Source organism: Terrabacter sp. Root85, from assembly GCF_001429185.1.
Lineage (GTDB): Bacteria > Actinomycetota > Actinomycetes > Actinomycetales > Dermatophilaceae > Terrabacter.
Window position 1 is genome coordinate 283,106 of record NZ_LMIW01000010.1, and the last position, 19,849, is coordinate 302,954.

Consider the following 19,849-nt stretch of genomic DNA (forward strand, 5'->3'; position numbering starts at 1 on the left):
GGACGTCAGCCCCCAACCGTCAGCGTTGGGGACCCGCACGGGCGCGGGCCGTGGCAGGCTCGGGCCACAGCCGGGCCCGGACAGTGACGCGCAGCTCGACGTCTGCCCCCATCGACGAACACGCCTGTGTCGCAGCACCGTTCGCGCGAACCACCTGGTGCGCCACCGCACACGCCTGAGCCGAGTCCGCACCGTCCTGCATCGCCGATGCGGCGGCCAGGGAGCCGAGGTCGGCGGCCACCCGAGCCCGGTGGCTGGCGACCACCACGGAGGCCACCACGAGACCGCCCATGGTGAGGACGAGCACCACGGCCACGACCGACAGCGCGAGGACGCTCGCCGCGCCACGCTCGCCCTGGGGACGTGTCGGCCCGACCCGCACGATCGGCACGGTCGTCATGACGGCGACTCGACGGGTGTCACGGCTGAGGCGCTGAGCTCCCAGCCGGGCAGCAGCCCCCAGCCGCCGGTGCGGGCCGAGACGACGACCCGGACTCCCCCACCGACGCCGGAGACCTGCACGCGAGCGCCCGTGGGCGCCGTCTCGACGGCGAGGTCACGGACCCGCGCCGGGTCGTCGCCACGGGCCGCCGCTCGTGCGGCGACCCGGGCAGCGTCGACGCACCGGATCTGGTCGACGGCGGCGTTGACCGCGACGAGACAGAAGCCGAGGAGGAGCACGACCGACGGGATGGCGACGGCGAGCTCCGCCGTCACCATCCCGCGCTCCCGACCCGGTGCGGGTCGAGGGCGTCGCGACCTCACCCCGCGATCCCCAGGGCGCTCTGGACGATGCCCGCCAGGGCTCCGCGCACCGCATCGGACTTGACGACTCCGAGCAGCACGAGCGCGAAGGTGCAGGCCGCCATGATGCCGACGGCGTACTCCGCCGTCGTCATCCCGCGGTCGCGGCGTCCGGAGGTCAGTCGGCGACGCGTGAGTCGTCGGATCAGCTGATGGGTCATGGGTTCTCCTCTCCTCGCCCGGGCGGGGTGCCCGGGACGCTGTGTCCCCTGGTGGTGGGATGCTCGGGTGCCACGTCAGGCAGCGAGCAGGTCACCCGCGAGGGCGATGACGAGCGGCGCCACCGTGGTCAGGCAGAACGCCGGGAGCAGCACGAGGCCGAGCGGGGCGACGAGGCGGACGCCGACCTTGGCCGCCGAGACCTCGAGGCGTTCGAGCTCAGCGGAGTGCAGGTCGTCCGAGGCAGCGAGCAACATCGCTCCGGGCGGCACGCCTGCCTGGTGGGAGATGGCCACCGCGCGTGCGGCCGGCGACCACGTGGGCCCGACGGAGGCCCAGGCATCGGCGTCGGTCGCTCCCCACCTCAGGGCAGCCGCGACCTGCCGCAGGTCCGTGGACGCGCGCCCGGGCAGCCCGGTGGCCACCGCCTCGAGCACGTCCCACGTGGGTCGGCCCGACCGGTACGCCAGGGCGAGCAGAGCGAGGGCAGAGGACACCTCGGCGTCGGTGGCCCGCCTCCCGTCGTCCTTCGTGCTGCCGGATGAGGCCGCCACTGCGCCGCCACGGTTCGCGGCTGGGGAGCGGTCCGTCGAGCCGATGCCGTAGGTCGAACCGGTCGGGTGGGTCGAACCGGTCAGGCGGGCCGCCTTGGTCGAACCGGTCGGATCTGTCGAGCGGGTCGGGTCTGTCGAACTCGACCCGACGGCGATGCTCGGCGTCTCGTGGCCGGCGCTGACGACCGGGTGACCGCGACCGCCGAGCAGGACGAGCACCGCACCGGCAGCGAGGCCGGCCGCCATGACTCCGAGAAGACGTCCGCCGAGGACCACGTCGGTGAGGGCAACGGCTTCGGCGATCGCCTCGACGACGCCAGGATCGGCGGCAGGAGCAACGACGAGTGCGCTCATGGCCGCACCGCCCGACGGACCATCCGGGAGCACCAGACCCGACCGACCCAGACGAGAAGCACCCCGGCGACGACGGACACCGTCGCGATCGGAGACCCGAGGTAGAGCGTCGCCGGGTCGATGCCGCAGGCCAGCCCGAAGATCGGGCCCGTCAGCGGCAGGAGGGTCAGGACGGTGACCGTGGCCCGGGGCCCGGCCACGGCGACCGCGACCTTGCCCCGACGGGTGCGAGCGTCGAGGAGCCCACCCACCGCACGGTCGACCGCGGAGGCGAGCGGGGCGCCGGTGGTCTCGGACAGGCGCCAGGCAGCCGCGACGAGTGCCAGCTCAGCGGATGCGCTGCGAGCCGCCCATTCGGCCCAGACCGGCGAGGTCGGCTCGGCGCGGTGGCTCGCGTGGAGAAGGCTGCCGACGAGCCGGTCGATGTCGGCGGCCGGCCGGTCATCGCCGCGTGCGGTGCCGCCGGACGACCACGGTCGGCCGGGAGCCGAGAGGGAGGCCGCGTGCCGGCTGTTGCGCGCGCGGGACCGTTGGTCCTGTCGGGCATGGTCCTGTCGGGCATGGGCCTGTCGGGCCAGCTGGACCCGCTCGGCACCGAGCGTCGAGGTGGCCGCGAGCTCGATGGCACGGCTCGGCGTCAGGCCCGCCCCGAGGGCCGGACCGATGCCGCGCAGCAGGTCGAGGACGTCGTCGACGAGCGCTCCCGGCCGTCGGCGAAGTCGCCAGCGCCGGTAGAGGTCGACCGGGTCCTGACGCCACAGGCTTGCTCCACCCTGGCCGGCTGCGAACCCGTCGGTTGCCGAGCCGAGTGCGGCGTGCCGCCCGGGCCCACCACCGTGCCCGCCGGCCAAGCCACCGGAGAGCCGGGCGCCCGCCTCACCTCCGGGAGACTCACCTCCCCAGAGGTCGACCGCGGTCGCCCGAGCGGACACCCCGCTCGGCCACAGGAGCACGGCCAGACCGAGCAGGAGCGCGGCCAGCGCCCCGACGGCACCGGCGTTCACGACGCCTCCGCGGCCGAGGCCGGGATCGGTGGCGCGGCCGGGGCCGTTGGCCGCGAGACCGGGTCCGGCGGCGGGGCCGATGCCGTTGGCCGCGAGACCGGGTCCGGCGGCGGGGCCGATGCCGTCTGCGGGGTCGAGGTCAGAGCCGGGGGCGCCATCACGGTCGGCCGAACGAGCTCCGACTCCAGCCCGAGCCGGCCGGCGAGCGCCGGCCACGCCGGACCGCATCGGGGCTCGTGACCGGGGCCGTCCCACTCGAGCGCGGGCACGATGCAGGGGTTGCCGTCGCGACGGAAGAGCGCCGCCACCGAGGCGACGCGCCGCCCCCCGTGGTCGCGCGTCACGTGCACGACGACGTCGATGGCAGCCGCCAGCTGGGCCCGGACCGCATCGGGCCCCAAGCTCGCCAGGGCACCGAGCGCCTCGAACCGGGCCACGACGTCGGCCGGGGCGTTGGCGTGGACCGTGCCGCACCAGCCCTCGTGGCCGGTGTTGAGCGCGGCCAGCAGCTCCCGCACCTCGGCCCCCCGGACCTCGCCGACGACGATCCGGTCGGGGCGCATGCGCAGCGCCTGCCGCACGAGCGTCGTCAACGTGACCTCGCCGGCGCCCTCGACGTTGGCTGGTCGGGCCTCGAGCCGGACGAGGTGAGGGTGGTCGACCGTCAGCTCGCGCACGTCCTCGACGACGAGCAGCCGCTCCACCGGGTCGCTGCAGCCGAGCAGTGCCGCCAGGAGGGTGGTCTTGCCGGCTCCCGTGCCGCCCGAGACGACGAACGCGAGCCGCCGGGCGACCACGGCGCGCAGCACGGGCTCCCACTCCGGGGGCATCATCGCGCGACCGCAGAGCTCGGTCAGGGAGACCGGCTCCCCGGGCGGCACCCGGATCGTGATGTGCGGGCCACCGTCGACGAGCGGCGGCAGCATCGCGTGGAGCCGAGCGCCGGACGGGAGCTGCCCGTCGACCCAGGGACTGGCCTCGTCGAGGCGGCGCCCCGCGATGCCGGCCAGGCGGACGGCAAGACCTCGGGCGTCGTCGGCATCGAGCCGCTCGCCCACCCACTCCATGCCGTGCCCACGGTCGACCCAGATGCGTCCGTCGCCGTTGACGGCGATGTCGGTGACGCCCGGCTCGGCGAGCCAGGGGTCGAGCGGTCCGGCGCCGAGCACCCGCGAGGCCAGCGCCGACCGGGTCTCGGCGACACGGTGGGCTCCGAGCGCACCACGCTCCTGGGTGGCCACCTCGGCCACCGCCGCGCCGTCGGGACCGATGCCGTCGCGGACGCGCTGCCACACCGCCGGCGTGAGCGAGCCGCCGGGCCGTGGCTGGACGCTCATGCGGCGACCGCCTGGTCGGTGAGCCGCAGCAGCAGCTCGTCAGCGGCACGCACGACCTCGCCGCGTCCCCGAGCGCCCGGCGGCAGTCCTTCGGCCACCTCGGAGACGAGGCGCCGGTCGTCGCCGACCGTGGCCACGAGCGGCACGTCGAGGCCGTCCATGACGAGGTCCTCGAGGTCGGGCTCGGTGTGGGCACCGCGCAGGACGACCCACGGCTCGATCGGCAGGAGGGGCTGGGCCTCCCACGCCCGCCCGGCGTCACGCAGACGGCGGAGCAGGCCGCGCACGCCGGACACGACGGAGGCAGTGGCCGCGAGCTGCGGCACCTGGGTGCCGGACACGACGACGACCGCGTCGACGAGCAGCCCGACGCGGGCCAGCACGGACGGGTCTCGGGACAGGTCGAGAACCGTCAGGTCATGCGCGTCGGCCAGGCCGGCCACGACGTCGGGCAGGCTCTGCGCCCACCCGTCGTCGGTGTCGTCGAGCGGACCCACCCACCCGGAGCCGCCGCTCCCCGAGAGCACGGGCACCCCGCACGAGACCGGGAGCTCGTCGGCGAGCCCGAGCCCGTCCACGACGCCCGCCACGTCGGCCAGCTCCGGCCAGCGCCACCCCGGCTCCTGCTCGAGGCCGAAGACGACGTCGAGAGACCCTGAGACGCGGTCGAGGTCGACGGCCACGACCGAGCGCCCGGCCGCGGCGGCGCGCACGGCGACCGCAGCCGCGAGGGTCGAGGACCCGACCCCACCAGAGGCCGGCACGAAGGCGATGACGTTTCCCATGCGCCCACCGTCACGCACGGGACGGAGCCGGCCCAGCGGCATAGGCAAGCCGGTGGATACCCGGCCCTGCGCCCGAGGGGATGTGGACAAGCCGACCCAGCCGCACGCGCCCGAAGGCAACCGGCCCGGAAAATAGTGGTGGCCTTCGTCCGGGGGAAGACGAAGGCCACCTCACGAGACTGGCACCGGGGGGGAGGGGCCAGATCGCGTCGGTGCTCGACCCATGAGGGGAGCACCACCAACAATGCTGGACGCTAGTCCTTCGGATTGCAAACCGAGAAGTCACGACACGCGGTGATTTCTCGCGATTTGTCACGACACGACAGAAACGTTCAACTCCGAAGGCGCCGACAGATCTTCCCACACAAGGCGGAGGCCCCCCGACCAACGGTCGGAGGGCCTCCAGAGAAGCTCCGGGCTACCAGGCGTGCATTCTCGATAGTGTCGCCCCGGTTGTGCGCCCGGGGGTGGACTGTTCCAAGGGAACTGCTCTCGCGTGGGTACTCGGCCTCTTCTCGAGACATCTGTTCTGCGTGGATCCGGATCTACGCCTCTCGGCGATGTGGTTCCTGACTCCGTTCTACTCCACGCCGTCGGCGTGGCGACACCCCCCTCGTCGCCGCGGCGGCAAGAAACTGTCCACCCCGGTGGACATCCCGCACGAATCGCCGCTCCCGGCCTGTCAGCCAGGGCTCAGATGACTCAGGTGAGTCGTCCCGCCCGCACCGCGTCGCTGATCCGCTCCCCCTCCGCGGCCCCGCGGACCATCGCTTCTCCTGCCTGGGCGAGCCAGAGGCCGACGCCTGCGGCGCCACCCTGGGCGTATGCCGTGAGCGCACCGAGGTAGGCCGGCCCACCGTTCGCCACGTGGCCGGCTTCGGGGACGGCGACTCCGGTCGGGTCGAGCCCCAGGGCCTGGACGAGCGCGCGCTCCATGGCCCGGGCCACGAGCCCGTTGCCGTGGACGAAAGGGCGGATCGCGGCGATCTCGGCGTGCACGAGGGCCGCCACGACGGACGCCGGGACGCGGTTGCTGCCGGCCGCGGCGACGACGACGTCGGAGAGCGAGGCGAGGCGTGCGGCGACGACGGTCGGTGGCGGGGCCGGCCCGAGGTCGACGAGCTCGGTGCATCCCTCGTCACCGATGCGCGGACGGCCGAGGGCGTCACCGCTCACGACCGGCGACGCGGCGGCGACGTGGAGCCGAGCCAGCGCCTGGAGGGGCGCGGTACGCACGAGCGCGACGACGCGCTCGCTCTCTGCCGTGGCCGAGACGGCGCCCTTGAGGGTGCGCAGACCGGGGTCGAGGTCGTCGGGCCAGTCGCGCGCGCCGCTCATCAGCTCGCGCACGACCTCGACGGGGAACTCGGCACCGTCGAGCGCCGCACTCGCCTGGGCACCCCGCACCCGGGACTCGGCCGAGGCCTCCGGGATGCGTCGGCGCAGGGCCTCGTGGAAGCGGAGCCTCGTGCAGGCGTCCCGGGCTGCGTCGGCGCGGGCGCGCACGTCGGGCAGGTCGGTCAGCGCCGCGAGCTGGTCGAGCAGCACGCTCTGCTGGGAGGACGGGCTGGAGGTCGTGCTCGAGGGGGTCGCGCCCGGGGTCGGGCGGCTCGAGGTGGGGAGGCTCGAGGTCGGGCGGCTCGGGATCGGGTCTGGCACGCCTGTCAGCCTAGATCTGTCGAGGGGCCGACCCTGCCTGTCACGATGAGACGGTGGCCACTCCCCCCGTCATCGACTGGCTGCTCGCCGGCGACGTGGCCGTGGCCTACGTCACGACGCGCGACCTGCTCGGGCGCGAGGACCCGGGCCTCCAGGCCCGCATCGCCACGGAGGGTGTCGGCGCAGCGCTGCTCGCCGCGCGGGCACCCGACGGGCACTGGGGTCGAGGGTTCTACCGGCCGAAGTGGACGTCGAGCCACTACACGCTGCTCCAGCTCGGCCAGATCGGCCTGGCCCCGCAGAACGCGGCAGCCCGGGAGACGGTGGGGCTCATCCTCGACGGCTGCAAGGCCGACGACGGCGGCGTCAGCCCGTCGCCGCCCGCCAAGCCGAGCGATGCCTGCATCAACGGCATGGCGCTGGGCTACGCGAGCCGGTTCGGCGCGTCCGAGGACGAGCTGCGCAGCGTCGTCGATCTGCTGCTGCGCGAGGTCGTGGCGGACGGGGGCTTCAACTGTCGGCACAACCGTCCTGGTGTTCGAGTCACGCACTCGTCCGTGCACACGACCGTGTGCGTCATCGAGGGCATCACCGCCTACCTCAGCGCCGGGGCCGCCTACCGCGCCGACGAGCTGGAGCGGGCCCGGTCGTCGGCCGCCGAGTTCCTCCTGCGTCACCGGCTCCTGCGCAGCGAGCGCACCGGCGAGGTGATCCGTGCCGAGTTCACGGGTCTGCACTACCCGGCCCGGTGGCACTACGACATCCTTCGTGGCCTGGATTCCCTTGCAGCTGCAGGCATCCCGCGCGACGGGCGGATGGACGAGGCGCTGTCGATCATCCACGCTCGGCGCCGGGCCGACGGCCGCTGGACACCGAGCCGCGCCTACCCCGGCCTGACCCACGTGCCCAACGAGCGGGTGGGTGCGCCGAGCCCGTGGGTCACGCTGATCGCCGAGCGCGTGCTCCTCGCGTATCCTGACTGACATGAGTTCGACCGTCGCACCGACCCGCGCGTGGTGGCTGCCCAGCTGAGGCGGCCCGTCGAACCAACCCGAGATCCGGAGCCGCCCACGGGCGGCTCCTCGCATGTCCACGACGTGCGGCGAGGTCTCTCCCGTGGGCCACCCACCACACCAGGAGAGACCATGACCAGCACCATCACCAGCAGCACGACCCGCCCCGCCGCACCGCTCGCCCCCGGCGACGCCGACGAGAGGGCGACGTATGCCGTGGCCCTGGAGCGCAGCGCCGTCCTCGACGCGCTCATCGACGAGCACGCCACCGATGCCGCCAAGGACGCCGAGGACGCCGCACGTTTCCGGATGCTGACCGGTGACCGCCCCACCGGCCCGCTCCACATCGGCCACTACCTCGCCAGCCTGCGTAACCGGGTCCGGCTGCAGGAGAAGGGGGTCGAGACGTTCGTCGTCATCGCCGACTACCAGGTCATCACCGACCGCGACTCGGTCGGCGAGATCGGTGCCAACGTCCAGGGGCTCGTGCTCGACTACCTCGCCGCCGGCCTCGACCCGGACCGGACGACGATCTTCACGCACAGCGCGGTGCCGGCCCTCAACCAGCTCATGCTGCCGTTCCTGTCCCTCGTCACCGACGCGGAGCTGCGCCGCAACCCGACGGTCAAGGACGAGCTCGCCCTGTCCGACGGACGGCCGCTGTCGGGCCTGCTGCTCACCTACCCGGTGCACCAGGCAGCCGACATCCTCTTCTGCCACAGCCGGATCGTGCCGGTCGGCCGGGACCAGCTGCCGCACCTCGAGCAGACCCGAGCCATCGCGCGCCGTTTCAACCAGAGGTATGCCGCGGGGCACAGCGTCTTCGCCGAGCCCGAGGCCCTGCTCAGCGAGGTCCCACTGCTGCTCGGGACGGACGGCACGAAGATGAGCAAGAGCAAGGGCAACGTCATCAACCTGCGCGACAGCGCCGACGAGACGGCCGCCCGGGTGCGGGCCGCGCGGACCGACTCGGAGCGACGGATCACGTTCGACCCCAAGGGCCGTCCTGCCGTGGCGAACCTGCTGACGATCGCGGGACTGTTCCTCGACGAGGCACCGGAGGCGGTGGCCGAGCGGGTCGGCGACGGCGGCGCCCAAGCCCTCAAGCGCGTCGTCACCGATGCGGTCAACGAGTCCCTTGCCGGGCACCGGGCGCGGCGGGCCGACCTCGCCCGCGACCCGGCATACGTCACCTCGGTGCTCCACGAGGGGAACGCGCGCGCCAACGAGGTGGCCGAGCGGACGCTGGCGACCGTGCGGGCGGTGATGGGGATGAGCTACTGAGACCCGCAAAACCACATCGCGTGCCCGGCCCCGACGGCCCTAGCCTGAGCCATGGAGAACGACACGCAGCCGGGCGATCTCGCCGGCGCGACACCGCAGGAGCAGCTCGCGGCGATCGCCGATGTGGGCCGGCTCCTCGACGGTGCCGGTGTGCAGCACTGGCTCTTCGGGGGTTGGGGTGTCGACTTCTGGGTGGGCCGCGTCACGCGTCCACATGATGACGTCGACCTGGCCGTCCGGCGCGACGACGGCCCCGCGCTGCACGCTGCCCTCGTCGGAAACGGTTGGCTGCACACGCCGTTCGAGGACGAGGTCGTGGGCACGCGCTACGTGCGTGCCGGGGTGCTGCTCGAGCTGACCTTCGTGGTCGACGAGGGCGGGAGGGTCGTCATCCCGTTCGAGCCCGAGGCCGCCGTGTGGTCCGAGCAGCCGTTCGGGGACGCACGGCAGACACTCGACGGGGTCACGGCGCGGGTCCCGGCTCTCGAGATCATGGTTCGCGACAAGAGGCGGCCCCGCGTCGACGACGAGCAGGACGAGGCCAAGGACCGAGCGGACTATGAGGCGCTCTCACGGATCGACGGGGGCGCCTGAGCGCCACCCGTCGTGACTCGACTGCGCCGGATGCGACGCAGGCGGGCGCGCTTGCGGGAGCGCTGGATCCGCGCCTCGGCTGCGAGGTCTGCCTGGCGCATACCCTCCTCGTCGAGGCGCAGACCCTCCTCGGAACCCGGCGCCGTGCCCCCGCGGGAGGCGGGGATCCACCAGCGGTCGGCGTCGTCCTTCGGCTGGTCGGGATAGGCGTCCATCGCCTCCGCGAGCACGACCTGCAGGCGGTCCCGCAGCTGCTCCGAGACGGCATACGGCTCGGCGTCGGGCGCGGGACTCAGCGGCTCGCCCACGACGATCGTGACGGCCGTGCCCCGGCGGAGGCTGAACCGACCACCCACGGTGAGGATCCGCTGGCTGCCCCAGACGGCCACCGGGATGAGCGGCACCTGGCACCACGTCGCGACCGCGGCCGCGCCGGGACGAAACGGCCGCAGCTGCCACGAGTGCGAGATCGTCGCCTCGGGGAAGAGACCGACGACCTCACCGGCCCGGGCCCTCGCGACGGCGTGGCGCAGCGAGACCTCACCGTGTGCGCGATCGACGGCCACGTGCCCCATCGCCCGCATCGCGGCGCCGACGACCGGTGGTGTGAAGACGCCCTGCTTGGCGAGGAAGCGGACGAAGCGACCCCGCTGTCGTCCGACGAGGCCGACGAACAGGAAGTCGAGGAAGCCCACGTGGTTGGCGGCGAGCACCGCGCCACGCTCGCGCGGCAGGTGCTCGGCGCCCCGTACGTCGATGCGCAGCCCGAGCGCCGCGAAGACGCCGAGGGCAGCGCGGATGACGAGGCGATAGGTCCGGTCGGTCACACCCCATCTTCGTCGCAGGACCGCCGATCGGATGGGCAGCGACACGTCGGCGGCGCCGCGTTCGGGCGCGGCAGCCGAGCCCTCGGGCCGGTCGCAGCGGACCGGCGTATCACCCGGTCGCGCCGGGCCGTCTGTCCCGATGGAAGGCGGCACCGGCCGCCTCCGCGGGGACCATCTGGGAGGACGGACATGGCACAGGCGTCGGTGGGACTGGCGGTGACGCCTGCGGCGCAGCGCGGGTCGTCGTGGCGCCCGGCCCTGCTCTGGGTGCAGGACCACGTGACCGGGCGCGACCGTGAGCTCGCCCGGTTGGACTGGCAGATCGAGAGCGTCCGGGCGCGCTTGGCGGGACAGCCCTTGCGAGCCTCCGAGGCGTGGGAGGGCCGGGACGACGCCCGCGACCGCCCGGACCCGCAGGACGAGGTGCTCCTGCTCCTCGACAAGGCAGCCGTCGCGCGCGAGCAGCACGACGCCGGCAAGGGGTGGGCCCTGGTCAGCCGGGCCGAGGAGCTCGAGGTCTCGTTCCTCGGGCGTCACCAGCTCGAGGCCGCCCGGCACAGCCTCCGGTGCGAGATCGCGCTCGACGAGGAGGCCGGCTGGTGGCGTGAGGCCGCGCTCGACCTGTTGCGCCGGATGTCGGCCGGACCTACGGGCCCTACGGGTACCGCGGGCTCCACGGGCTCCACGGGCACGGCGGCGACGGGTGCCAATGACCCGGGTGAGGAGCCTCCCGCCCGCCGGTCGACACCGTCGGACCTTCGGGCGGACCGGGAGTACCTGCGCGAGGCGCGGCGGATCCGCAACGACCTCAACAGCAGCCGCTACACCGCGATGGAGGCCAACACGGCCCAGCGGATCTGGCTGTCGGTGATCCTCCTCGGGCTGCTCGCCGTCGCCGGCTGGCTCATCTGGGCCCACCTGAGCACGCGGTCGCCCGCGCTCGACACGCCGTGGCTCGCCTCGTCGGCGGCCGTCGCCGGGACCATCGGCGCCGTGACGAGCGCGATGCAGCGCCTGTGCGCCCGCCCGCGGGCCCAGCCTCCGTCGCACCTCGGGTCGCTGACCACCGCCGTCGTGCACGCCCTGATCGGTTCGGTGGCGGCGCTGACCTTCTACTTCGCGGCGGCCGGTGGCCTCATCACCTTCCCCGGTGCGCACGCCGACCTGCTCATCGTGCTCGGCGCCTTCGGGTCCGGGTTCGCCGAGCGGCTCGTCGTCTACGTGCCGCGGAACAAGTCCTGAGCGGGTGCGGTCCCGGCACGGGCCGGGACCGCACCCGACCTGGGTGAGGCGCCGGGTGTGGCGGGGGGCCACCCGACGGGGTGGGCGCTCAGGCGCTGCCGTGGGTCTCCTCGCGGATCGTGTCGGCGACGATCTGCTCCTGACTCGGGGTCGAGCGCCGCAGGGTCCTCGTCGGCAGCGGGTGGTCGGCGGTCTGCCGCAAGCCGCGGATGCCGTCGTCGATGACGAACTCCGCGCGGGTGAACGCCTCCGCGCCGGGTGTCGTCACGACCGGCACGCACCGGAAGCGCGCCGTCAGCTCGGACGGGGTGATCGTCGTCGAGACGTAGCCGCGCAGGTTGGTCCAGAAGCGCAGGTTGGGGTTCCACGTGGCCCACGGGTGCTGGCCCGTCGGGCTGTCGTAGCCGTTGCCGCCCGACGTGATCGAGCTCGTGATGAGCTCCGATCCGACGACCTCGCCGGGCTGGTCCCAGTCGAGGTAGAGGTCCGAGGCCCAGTGGGCGTGCACGTCGCCGGTCAGCACGACGGGGTTGCGCACTCCGGCATCGAGCCAGCCCTGGGTGACCCGCCGACGCGACGCGCGGTAGCCGTCCCACGCATCCATCGACACGGTCGTCCGCGCCGTCGCGTCGTTGTCGCGCTGCCCGAAGAAGACCTGCTGGCCGAGCAGGTCCCACTGCGCCTCCGACTGCCGGAAGCCGTCGAGCAGCCACTGCTCCTGCTCCATCCCGGGCAGCGAGCGCGTCGGGTCGTCCGCCGCGGGACAGTCCTTGTAGCCGTCGCCGCAGGCCTGGTCGGAGCGGTACTGGCGCGTGTCGAGCATGTGGAAGTTCGCGAGCCGACCCCACCGGACGCGGCGGTAGAGGTCGAGGTTCGGGCCGTCCGGCACCGACGAGCGGCGCAGCGGCATGTTCTCGTAGTACGCGCGGTAGGCCGCGGCCCGGCGCTGGAGGAACGTCGGCGTCTCGGCGACCTTCTCGGGGACGTCCCCGGCGTAGTTGTTGTCGACCTCGTGGTCGTCCCAGACGGCGAGCCACGGCGCAGCGGCGTGCGCAGCCTGGAGGTCGGGGTCGCTCTTGTACTGCGCGTAGCGCTGCCGGTAGCCGGCGAGCGTCGTCGTCTCCGGGCCGGCATGGTTGCGGCCGACGCCGTTGCCGCCGCCCTCGTACTGGTAGTCGCCGAGGTGCAGGATGACGTCCGGCCGCTCCTCCGCGAGGCGCCCGTAGGCCGTGAAGTAGCCCGCGGGGAAGTTCGAGCACGAGACGAACGCCATGGCGAGCGCCGACGGGGTCTCCCACGGGTTCGGCGCGGTGACCGCCCGACCGGGCTCGGAGAGGTGCTTGCCCAGACGGAAGCGGTAGAAGTACTCCCGGCCCGGTCGGAGGCCGTGGACCTCGACGTGCACGGAGTGGGCCCAACCGGGCTGTGCCGCAACCGATCCCGCCTTGACGACGTCGGCGAATCGGTCGTCCGACGCGACCTGCCAGTTCAGCTGGTAGGTCGCGGACGGCATACCACCGAGTCCGTCGGCGGCGAGCGGGTCGAGGGCGAGGCGCGTCCAGAGGACGAAGCCGTCGGGCTCGGGGTCGCCGCTGGCGACGCCGAGGGTGAAGGGGTTGGCGGCCGGGACGACGGCCGCCGCGCTGGGACGGCTGTCGAGGACGACGCCGGCCCCGGCGAGGGCGACGGTCCCGGTGGCGAGGCCACCACGGAGAAGGGTTCGGCGAGAGGGCAGCTGGTGAGTCGTGTCCATGTCGTCCACATTTGTGACTCCGCGGCCGCCGCAGCCCACCACGCGGAGAACCTCAGGTGAAGCGTTGGGGCCGGATGGCGTATGCCGTGGTCCCCCCGCGGGTGCCCATGGGCCCGACCGCTCGTCCTCGGACTCGGACCGCTCGGCGGGCTACTCGTCGGTAGCGATGAGACCCGGCTCACTCCGCCCTTGAAGCGCGAACTAGCCTGCGTTTGAGTTGTGCATCAACCACGTCGACCCCGCCGACACGTGCGCGGGCGGCGCGACCGCACCATCGTCGATGCGAAAGGGTGACACCAGTGAGCGAAGAGCCGCTCGAGAACCTCGTCCATGAGGGACTGACCTTCCCGCCGCCGCCCGAGTTCGCCGCGCAGGCGAACGGCACGGCCGACCTCTACGACCAGGCGGCCGATGACCACGACGGCTTCTGGGCCGAGCAGGCCCGCACCTACCTGACGTGGAGCACGCCGTTCACGCAGTCGCTCGACTGGAGCAACCCGCCCTTCGCGAAGTGGTTCGCCGACGGCGAGCTCAACGCGTGCGTCAACGCCGTCGACCGCCACGTCGAGGCGGGGCGGGGCGACAAGGTCGCGATCCACTTCGTCGGTGAGCCCGAGGGCGACACCCGCGACATCACGTACGCCGACCTCCACGCCGAGGTGCAGCGCGCGGCCAACGCCCTCGCCGACCTCGGCGTCGGCAAGGGCGACACCGTCGCGATCTACCTGCCGATGATCCCCGAGGCCGCGGTCGCGATGCTTGCCTGTGCCCGACTCGGCGCCCCGCACTCCGTCGTCTTCGGCGGCTTCTCGGCCGAGGCCCTGCACTCGCGCATCGACGACGCCAAGGCGAAGGTCGTCATCACGTCCGACGGCGGCTACCGCCGCGGCGCCCCGTCGGCCCTCAAGCCCGCGGTCGACGCGGCTCTCGACCACGACGACACGTCGGTCGAGCACGTGCTAGTCGTCAAGCGCACCGGCCAGGACACCGCGTGGAACGACCGCGACGTCTGGTGGCACGAGGCCCTCGAGAAGGCCGCGCCGACCCATGAGGCGCAGCCCTTCGAGGCCGAGCACCCGCTCTTCATCCTCTACACGTCGGGCACGACCGGGAAGCCGAAGGGCATCTTCCACACGACCGGCGGCTACCTGACGCAGGCGGCCTACACGAACGCCGTCGTCCACGACGTCCACCGCGACACCGACGTCTACTGGTGCACCGCCGACATCGGCTGGGTCACCGGTCACTCCTACATCGTCTACGGGCCGCTCACCAACGGCGTCACGCAGGTGATGTACGAAGGCACCCCTGACACGCCGCACCAGGGGCGCTGGTGGGAGATCGTGCAGGACTACAAGGTCACGATCCTCTACACGGCTCCGACGGCCGTGCGCACCTTCATGAAGTGGGGCGCCGACATCCCGGCGAAGTTCGACATGAGCTCGCTGCGGCTGCTCGGGTCGGTCGGCGAGCCGATCAACCCCGAGGCGTGGCTCTGGTACCACAAGCACATCGGCGGGGGACGCGCCCCGATCGTCGACACGTGGTGGCAGACCGAGACCGGCGCCATCATGATCAGCCCGCTGCCCGGCGTCACGACCCTCGAGCCCGGCTCGGCGCAGAAGCCGATCCCCGGCATCAGCGCCGAGATCCTCGACGACGAGGGCAAGCCGTTCACGATGCCCGAGCAGGTCGGCTACCTCGTGCTGACGAAGCCGTGGCCGTCGATGCTGCGCGGCATCTGGGGCGACCCGGAGCGCTACAAGGAGACGTACTGGTCGCGGTTCGGCGAGAAGTACTACTTCGCCGGCGACGGCGCGAAGTACGACGCCGACGGCAACATCTGGCTGCTCGGCCGCGTCGACGACGTCATGAACGTCTCCGGCCACCGCCTCTCGACGGCCGAGATCGAGTCGGCCCTCGTGTCGCACCCGAAGGTCGCCGAGGCCGCGGTGGTCGGCGCCAACGACGAGACGACGGGCCAGGCCGTGTGCGCGTTCGTCATCCTGCGCCAGGAGTTCGTCGAGGAGGCCGACGAGGTGGGCGAGGGCAAGGACCTCGTCCAGGAGCTGCGCAACCACGTGGCCAAGGAGATCGGCCCGATCGCGAAGCCGCGCTCGATCATGATCGTCAGCGAGCTGCCCAAGACCCGCTCCGGCAAGATCATGCGGCGCCTCCTGCGTGACGTGGCCGAGGGTCGCGAGGTCGGCGACGTGACGACGCTCGCCGACAGCTCGGTGATGGAGCTCATCAAGACAGGTATGTCGACGGTCTCCTCCGACTAACCCATCGATCACCGGCGCCCAACCCGATGCCGATGCCGCCCCTCCCGCGCACCTGCGGGAGTGGGCGGCGTCGGCGTGAAGAGGCCCGAGAGGCCGTGTGCCTGTACCCTGCGGTGGCGTGGCCCCCCGGCTGTACCGGCGCGCCACACCAGGGCCCGGTCGTCCGCCGCTGCGCCGGGTCCGAGCCCCACCCCCACACAGCACCTCGTCCATGGAGTCCCGTGCGCCCCACTCACCCACAGCCCGTCCCCCGTGCATGCCGCGCACACGTCGACCTGCGGACGTGCTGATGAGCACCTCTGCACACGGGGGCCGGCCCGAGCTCGTCGACCCGGCGCGCCCAGGCGGCGCCGTCCTCGTCGGCGATTCGGGTCAGAGCGTTGACGCGGTCGTCGAGGATGCACGCACCAGCGTCCAGACGCACGCGACGCAGGCGCGTCCCCGACCGGACCTGGCGTGGATCTCATGGCTGCGGTTCGTGGCCATCGCCGCAGTGGTCACGATCCACACTGTTGGCTACAACGCGCTGGAGCCCGGGGCCCGGGGCACGCTGCGTGGCACCACGGCCATCTACCTCGACGTCCTGGGGGTCTTCGCGGTCCCGGTGTTCGTCATGCTGAGCGGCGCCCTGCTGCTCGACCCTGCCCGCTACCAGGGGCCGCGTGAGTTCCTCCGCAAGCGCGCCCTCCGGCTCCTGCCGGCCATCGTCTTCTGGCACGCCTGGTACTTCCTCGTGCGCGTGCTCCTCCTCGACCAGGACCTGGGGCTGAGCGACGCCGCGGCCCAGGCACTGAGCGGCAAGCTCTACGGCGCCCTCTACTTCTTCTGGATCGTGCTCGGCCTGGCGGTGCTCACACCGTTCCTCATTCCCTTCGTGGCACAGGCGACGCGCCGCCAGATGCTGGTCGTGGGCACGCTCGGGTGCCTGATGACAGCCGTGAGCCAGGCGACGGCGCAGTGGCGCGACACCCCCGACGTGTTCGTCGAGACGGCCTGGACGTGGTGGGTCCCCTACCTCGGCTACTTCCTGCTCGGCTGGGCGCTGCGCGGCGTCGTCCTGCGAGGCCGAGCGCTGGCCGGGTCGCTCGTCGTGGTTGTCGCGCTGGGAGCACTCATGCCGTGGCAGTGGCGCAACCCTGACGCACCGGAGTGGCTCGAGACGATGAGCCCGGCCTGGTACTACAGCATCACGGCGATGGTCTACTCGGCGGCACTGTTTCTCCTCTTCCAAGGAGTGATCCGGCGCGACGGACCGCTGCACCGTCTCGCCTCGCCCCGGATGAGCTCGCTGGCGCGAACCCTCGGTGACGCGACGATGGGAGTCTTCGCGCTCCACCTCACGATCCTGTTGTGGGCCTTCGAGTGGCCCGTCATCGGTGGCGAGCACACGGCGGGGAGCACGGTGGTCCTGCTCATGCGCATCGCGGCCGTGCTCGCATTGACGTACGTCATCGTCCTGCTCCTGCGACGCGTGCCGGGAGTCAAGCGCCTGCTCTGACGCGGTTCCGCCTCCCGCCCGAAGCCGGACCCTGGACGCCCTGGGTCCGGACGCCCGGTCGCGGCGACCGTCACTTCCTGACGATGCGGATCTGCAGCGCCTCGAGGCGCAGCGAGCGCCCGGTCGTGCCGGCCGTCGCGCCGTTGGACACCCAGCCCATCCAGCCGATGTTCTGCACGTGGACGCGATAGCTGATGGTGTAGCGCGTCGCGAGGTTGCCCGTGAGCTTCAGCTGGATCGCCTCCATGCGGAGCGACCGCCCCACCGTGCCGATGACGGCGCCGGGAGCCTGGTAGCCCATCCAGCCGATGTTCTGCACGTGAGCGTTGCCGACGACGGACCCGGTCGTCGTCGTGTTGGTGTCGGTGATCTTGATCGCCTCGGCGCGCAGGGACCGACCCGTCGTCCCGGTCATCTGACCGGTCGACACGGTGGGCTGCCAGCCGATGTTCTGCACGTGGGCGGAGTAGCGCAGGACCGGCACGTTCGCACCGTAGGCATGGGCGAGGTACGAGGCGCGCTGCGCGGCCCACGAGCGGAGCAGCGCCACCTCGGCGGCCCAGGTCGACGTGATCGGCGAGTGCCCGCCGTTGAAGGCGATCACCGAGGTCTGGCCGAGGATGTTGGGCCAGACGACGAAGTTGTGGGCGGCCGACTGCAGCAGCTGCGTCTGGTAACCGTCGATCGTGGAGGGCACGTCGTTGACGAAGGGCTTCAGCGTCGCGTACGTCGCGTTGGCCTGCGCCGCGAACGCCTGGTTGCGGAAGAGCTGCGTCCACCAGTCGAAGGGGCCGTTGCCCTTGATCGTCAGGAGCTCGTTCTTGACGTAGTCCTCGGTGGGGTTGCCGCCGCGGTTGGTGGTGGCGTAGTTGCCGAGGGAGATGTCGTAGTCCCAGACCGGTCCGGCGTGCAGCTTGTCGGTCGGGCCGTCCTTGTAGAAGAAGACGCTGGACAACGCGACGTCAGGGTTCTCGACGAACTCCGAGACGAAGTAGTACTTGACGAACGAGTCGACGTCGATGAGGGCGCTGATCTTGGTCCAGTCCGGATTCCGTGCGTAGAGGAGCCCCTCGAGGGTGTTGATCGTGCTCTGGACGTCGTCCCACCCGGCCTGGGTGTCGGCATCGAGCACCACTCCCGGGTCGTTCTTGAACCCGACATAGGAGTCCTTGAGCGTGAAGATCGACCTGCTCCTGGCCGTCGTGAAGTGGATCGGTTCGGCGGCGCCGAAGTGGCTGTCCATCTCGACGAGGACGCCCTGGGGGCTCGTCAGCGCGACGTGGCTGTCCGGCTTGGTCGGGTCGAACTTCGTGACGGTCACCTTGTCGGTCAGCAGGTAGCTGCCGAGATCCTGGCCGTTGACGACGAGGTCGACGAACCGCGACTCCGGGGTGGCGACCATGCCGAACTGGCGGGCGAGCTCGAGCGTCGCCTTGTTGCGCATGAGTGACGGGTCGGCCCGGTTGGCGATGAGGATCCACGTCTTGCCCGGCAGCATGCCCAGGATCGCGGTCTTCTTGTCGAACTTCAGCTGGTAGGACTTCTTGTCGAGGGTCCAGGTGAAGTTGCCGTGGCCCTTGATGGTCGGGCAGCCGACGCCGAGGGGGGCGACGTCCGTGGGCAGTGTCGTGCACGCGAGCGTCTGGGTGGTCGTGCCGTCGGCGACGTCGACCTGGCTGGCGACGGGAACGTCCTTGTTGGCATGGATGAAACTCAGGGAGTCCTTCGCGGGCAGGTCGGTCAGCGTCACGTAGACGGTCGGCAGGTCCGTGACCGTCGCGGGTGGCGTGGGCACGGCCGCGGTCGCGGCCACGGCGGGCCCCACCAGGGCCAGCGTCGCGAAGAGCGACAGGCTCGCAACTCGAAGGTTTCTCATAAGCAAAGAATGCAGCTACTAAAGGCGTGCGAGATCGGTTTGGGAATTGTCGACCTTTAGTCGCAAGTGCAATTCATGACAATGCCTTCTTTTTCTCATTTGTTTATCTCAAGTCTGAAATATCGTGCATTCCCGGCGTTCAATCGCCGCACCCCGACCGACAGGACCACCGACCGGCCCTGTGGCATGGGTCACAGCCGCAGCACCGGGGCGTCAGGAATGCCCGACGACCCGTGATAGTTGGTTGAACCGTGAAGCAACTTCGTATCGTCGTGTCCTCCACCCGCCCCGGCCGCATCGGCCCGAAGGTCGCCGAGTGGGTGGCCGCCCAGGCACCCGCGAGCGAGTGGGAGGTCGAGCTGCTCGACCTGTCGTCGCTGCCCTTCTTCGACGAGGAGGACATGCCGCGCAACGGCAACTACGCCAAGCCGCACACGAAGGACTGGGCCTCCAAGGTCTTCGAGTCCGACGCGATCGTCGTCGTGACGCCGCAGTACAACCGCAGCTTCCCGGCGCCGATCAAGAACGCCATCGACTACCTCTTCGCCGAGTGGGACGCCAAGCCCATCGCCCTCGTCGGCTACGGCTGGAGCGGCGCGAGTGACGCCACCGCCGACCTCACGAAGGTCCTCCAGCACGTCAAGGCCGACGTCGTCGGCTCGACCGGCCTCGTCTTCACCCAGGACGTCTCCCCCGCCGGTGAGCTCGACGTCACCGACGAGCGTCGCGCCGAGCTCGGCGCGCTCCTCGACGCGCTGGCCGCCCAGGTCGACGAGCCCGTCGGCGCCACCGCCTGACCCCAGCACACGCACTCCCGACGG

The 19,849-nt window shown here is 72.0% G+C and carries 18 protein-coding genes; 7 read left to right on the plus strand and 11 right to left on the minus strand.

Annotated elements, in window-relative coordinates; translation table 11 throughout:
- Positions 1-19: 19 nt before the first annotated feature.
- The 8 genes from ASE25_RS15620 to ASE25_RS15655 form a co-directional block, all read right to left on the minus strand.
- Positions 20-400, minus strand: coding sequence for an Rv3654c family TadE-like protein (locus ASE25_RS15620; protein ID WP_056826520.1), 381 nt, complete (start codon positions 398-400; stop codon positions 20-22).
- Positions 397-720, minus strand: coding sequence for a TadE family type IV pilus minor pilin (locus ASE25_RS15625; protein ID WP_056773860.1), 324 nt, complete (start codon positions 718-720; stop codon positions 397-399). The genes ASE25_RS15620 and ASE25_RS15625 overlap by 4 nt, the downstream gene beginning before the upstream one ends.
- A gap of 41 nt (positions 721-761) precedes the next feature.
- A complete protein-coding gene (locus ASE25_RS15630) occupies positions 762-965 on the minus strand; it encodes a DUF4244 domain-containing protein (protein WP_056826521.1) in 204 nt (67 codons plus the stop codon).
- A gap of 75 nt (positions 966-1,040) precedes the next feature.
- Entirely contained in the window at positions 1,041-1,871 is an 831-nt protein-coding gene (locus ASE25_RS15635) for a type II secretion system F family protein (RefSeq protein WP_157623457.1), read from the minus strand.
- Positions 1,868-2,875 carry a type II secretion system F family protein gene (locus tag ASE25_RS15640; RefSeq protein WP_056826523.1) on the minus strand — a complete coding sequence of 336 codons (1,008 nt, stop codon included), beginning with the start codon at positions 2,873-2,875 and terminating at the stop codon, positions 1,868-1,870. The genes ASE25_RS15635 and ASE25_RS15640 overlap by 4 nt, the downstream gene beginning before the upstream one ends.
- Positions 2,872-4,212 carry a TadA family conjugal transfer-associated ATPase gene (locus tag ASE25_RS15645; protein ID WP_082622904.1) on the minus strand — a complete coding sequence of 447 codons (1,341 nt, stop codon included), beginning with the start codon at positions 4,210-4,212 and terminating at the stop codon, positions 2,872-2,874. Before ASE25_RS15645 ends, ASE25_RS15640 begins: the two co-directional genes overlap by 4 nt.
- Positions 4,209-4,997 carry a hypothetical protein gene (locus ASE25_RS15650; protein WP_056826524.1) on the minus strand — a complete coding sequence of 263 codons (789 nt, stop codon included), beginning with the start codon at positions 4,995-4,997 and terminating at the stop codon, positions 4,209-4,211. The genes ASE25_RS15645 and ASE25_RS15650 overlap by 4 nt, the downstream gene beginning before the upstream one ends.
- 702 nt (positions 4,998-5,699) lie before the next feature.
- Positions 5,700-6,656: a Fic family protein gene (locus tag ASE25_RS15655; RefSeq protein ID WP_082619595.1), complete on the minus strand. Its 957-nt coding sequence runs from the start codon at positions 6,654-6,656 to the stop codon at positions 5,700-5,702.
- Positions 6,657-6,709: 53 nt separating this feature from the next.
- Here ASE25_RS15655 and ASE25_RS15660 point away from each other — a divergent pair, with 53 nt between their 5' ends.
- From ASE25_RS15660 to ASE25_RS15670, 3 genes are all read left to right on the plus strand, one after another.
- Positions 6,710-7,639, plus strand: a complete 930-nt coding sequence (locus ASE25_RS15660) for a hypothetical protein (protein ID WP_056826525.1) — start codon at positions 6,710-6,712, stop codon at positions 7,637-7,639.
- Between the two features lie 162 nt (positions 7,640-7,801).
- Entirely contained in the window at positions 7,802-8,953 is a 1,152-nt protein-coding gene (trpS, locus tag ASE25_RS15665) for a tryptophan--tRNA ligase (protein ID WP_056826526.1), read from the plus strand.
- A 51-nt stretch (positions 8,954-9,004) separates the two neighbouring features.
- On the plus strand, positions 9,005-9,547 hold the full coding sequence (locus ASE25_RS15670; RefSeq protein ID WP_056826527.1) for a nucleotidyltransferase domain-containing protein: 543 nt from the start codon (positions 9,005-9,007) through the stop codon (positions 9,545-9,547).
- Here the strand turns inward: ASE25_RS15670 and ASE25_RS15675 are convergent.
- Positions 9,511-10,374 (minus strand): 1-acyl-sn-glycerol-3-phosphate acyltransferase, encoded by an 864-nt coding sequence (locus ASE25_RS15675; protein ID WP_082622905.1) that lies wholly within the window; start codon positions 10,372-10,374, stop codon positions 9,511-9,513. The two genes, ASE25_RS15670 and ASE25_RS15675, sit on opposite strands and share 37 nt — an antisense overlap.
- 189 nt (positions 10,375-10,563) lie before the next feature.
- Between ASE25_RS15675 and ASE25_RS15680 the strand changes: the two genes are divergently transcribed.
- Positions 10,564-11,616: a hypothetical protein gene (locus ASE25_RS15680; protein WP_056826528.1), complete on the plus strand. Its 1,053-nt coding sequence runs from the start codon at positions 10,564-10,566 to the stop codon at positions 11,614-11,616.
- Positions 11,617-11,704: 88 nt separating this feature from the next.
- Here ASE25_RS15680 and ASE25_RS15685 read toward each other — a convergent pair whose 3' ends face one another.
- A complete protein-coding gene (locus ASE25_RS15685) occupies positions 11,705-13,369 on the minus strand; it encodes an alkaline phosphatase (RefSeq protein WP_056826529.1) in 1,665 nt (554 codons plus the stop codon).
- A 299-nt stretch (positions 13,370-13,668) separates the two neighbouring features.
- Between ASE25_RS15685 and acs the strand changes: the two genes are divergently transcribed.
- The gene (gene acs / locus ASE25_RS15690; protein ID WP_056826530.1) at positions 13,669-15,654 is read left to right on the plus strand and encodes an acetate--CoA ligase; all 1,986 of its coding nucleotides are present in this window, start codon (positions 13,669-13,671) and stop codon (positions 15,652-15,654) included.
- Positions 15,655-15,943: 289 nt separating this feature from the next.
- Complete coding sequence (locus ASE25_RS15695) at positions 15,944-17,152, plus strand: acyltransferase (RefSeq protein ID WP_162260613.1); 1,209 nt, start codon at positions 15,944-15,946, stop codon at positions 17,150-17,152.
- 70 nt (positions 17,153-17,222) lie between these two features.
- Here the strand turns inward: ASE25_RS15695 and ASE25_RS15700 are convergent, their stop codons facing one another.
- Positions 17,223-19,028, minus strand: coding sequence for a CotH kinase family protein (locus ASE25_RS15700; protein WP_082619599.1), 1,806 nt, complete (start codon positions 19,026-19,028; stop codon positions 17,223-17,225).
- Between the two features lie 251 nt (positions 19,029-19,279).
- Between ASE25_RS15700 and ASE25_RS15705 the strand changes: the two genes are divergently transcribed.
- A complete protein-coding gene (locus ASE25_RS15705; RefSeq protein ID WP_235508705.1) occupies positions 19,280-19,825 on the plus strand; it encodes an NADPH-dependent FMN reductase in 546 nt (181 codons plus the stop codon).
- Positions 19,826-19,849 lie beyond the last annotated feature (24 nt).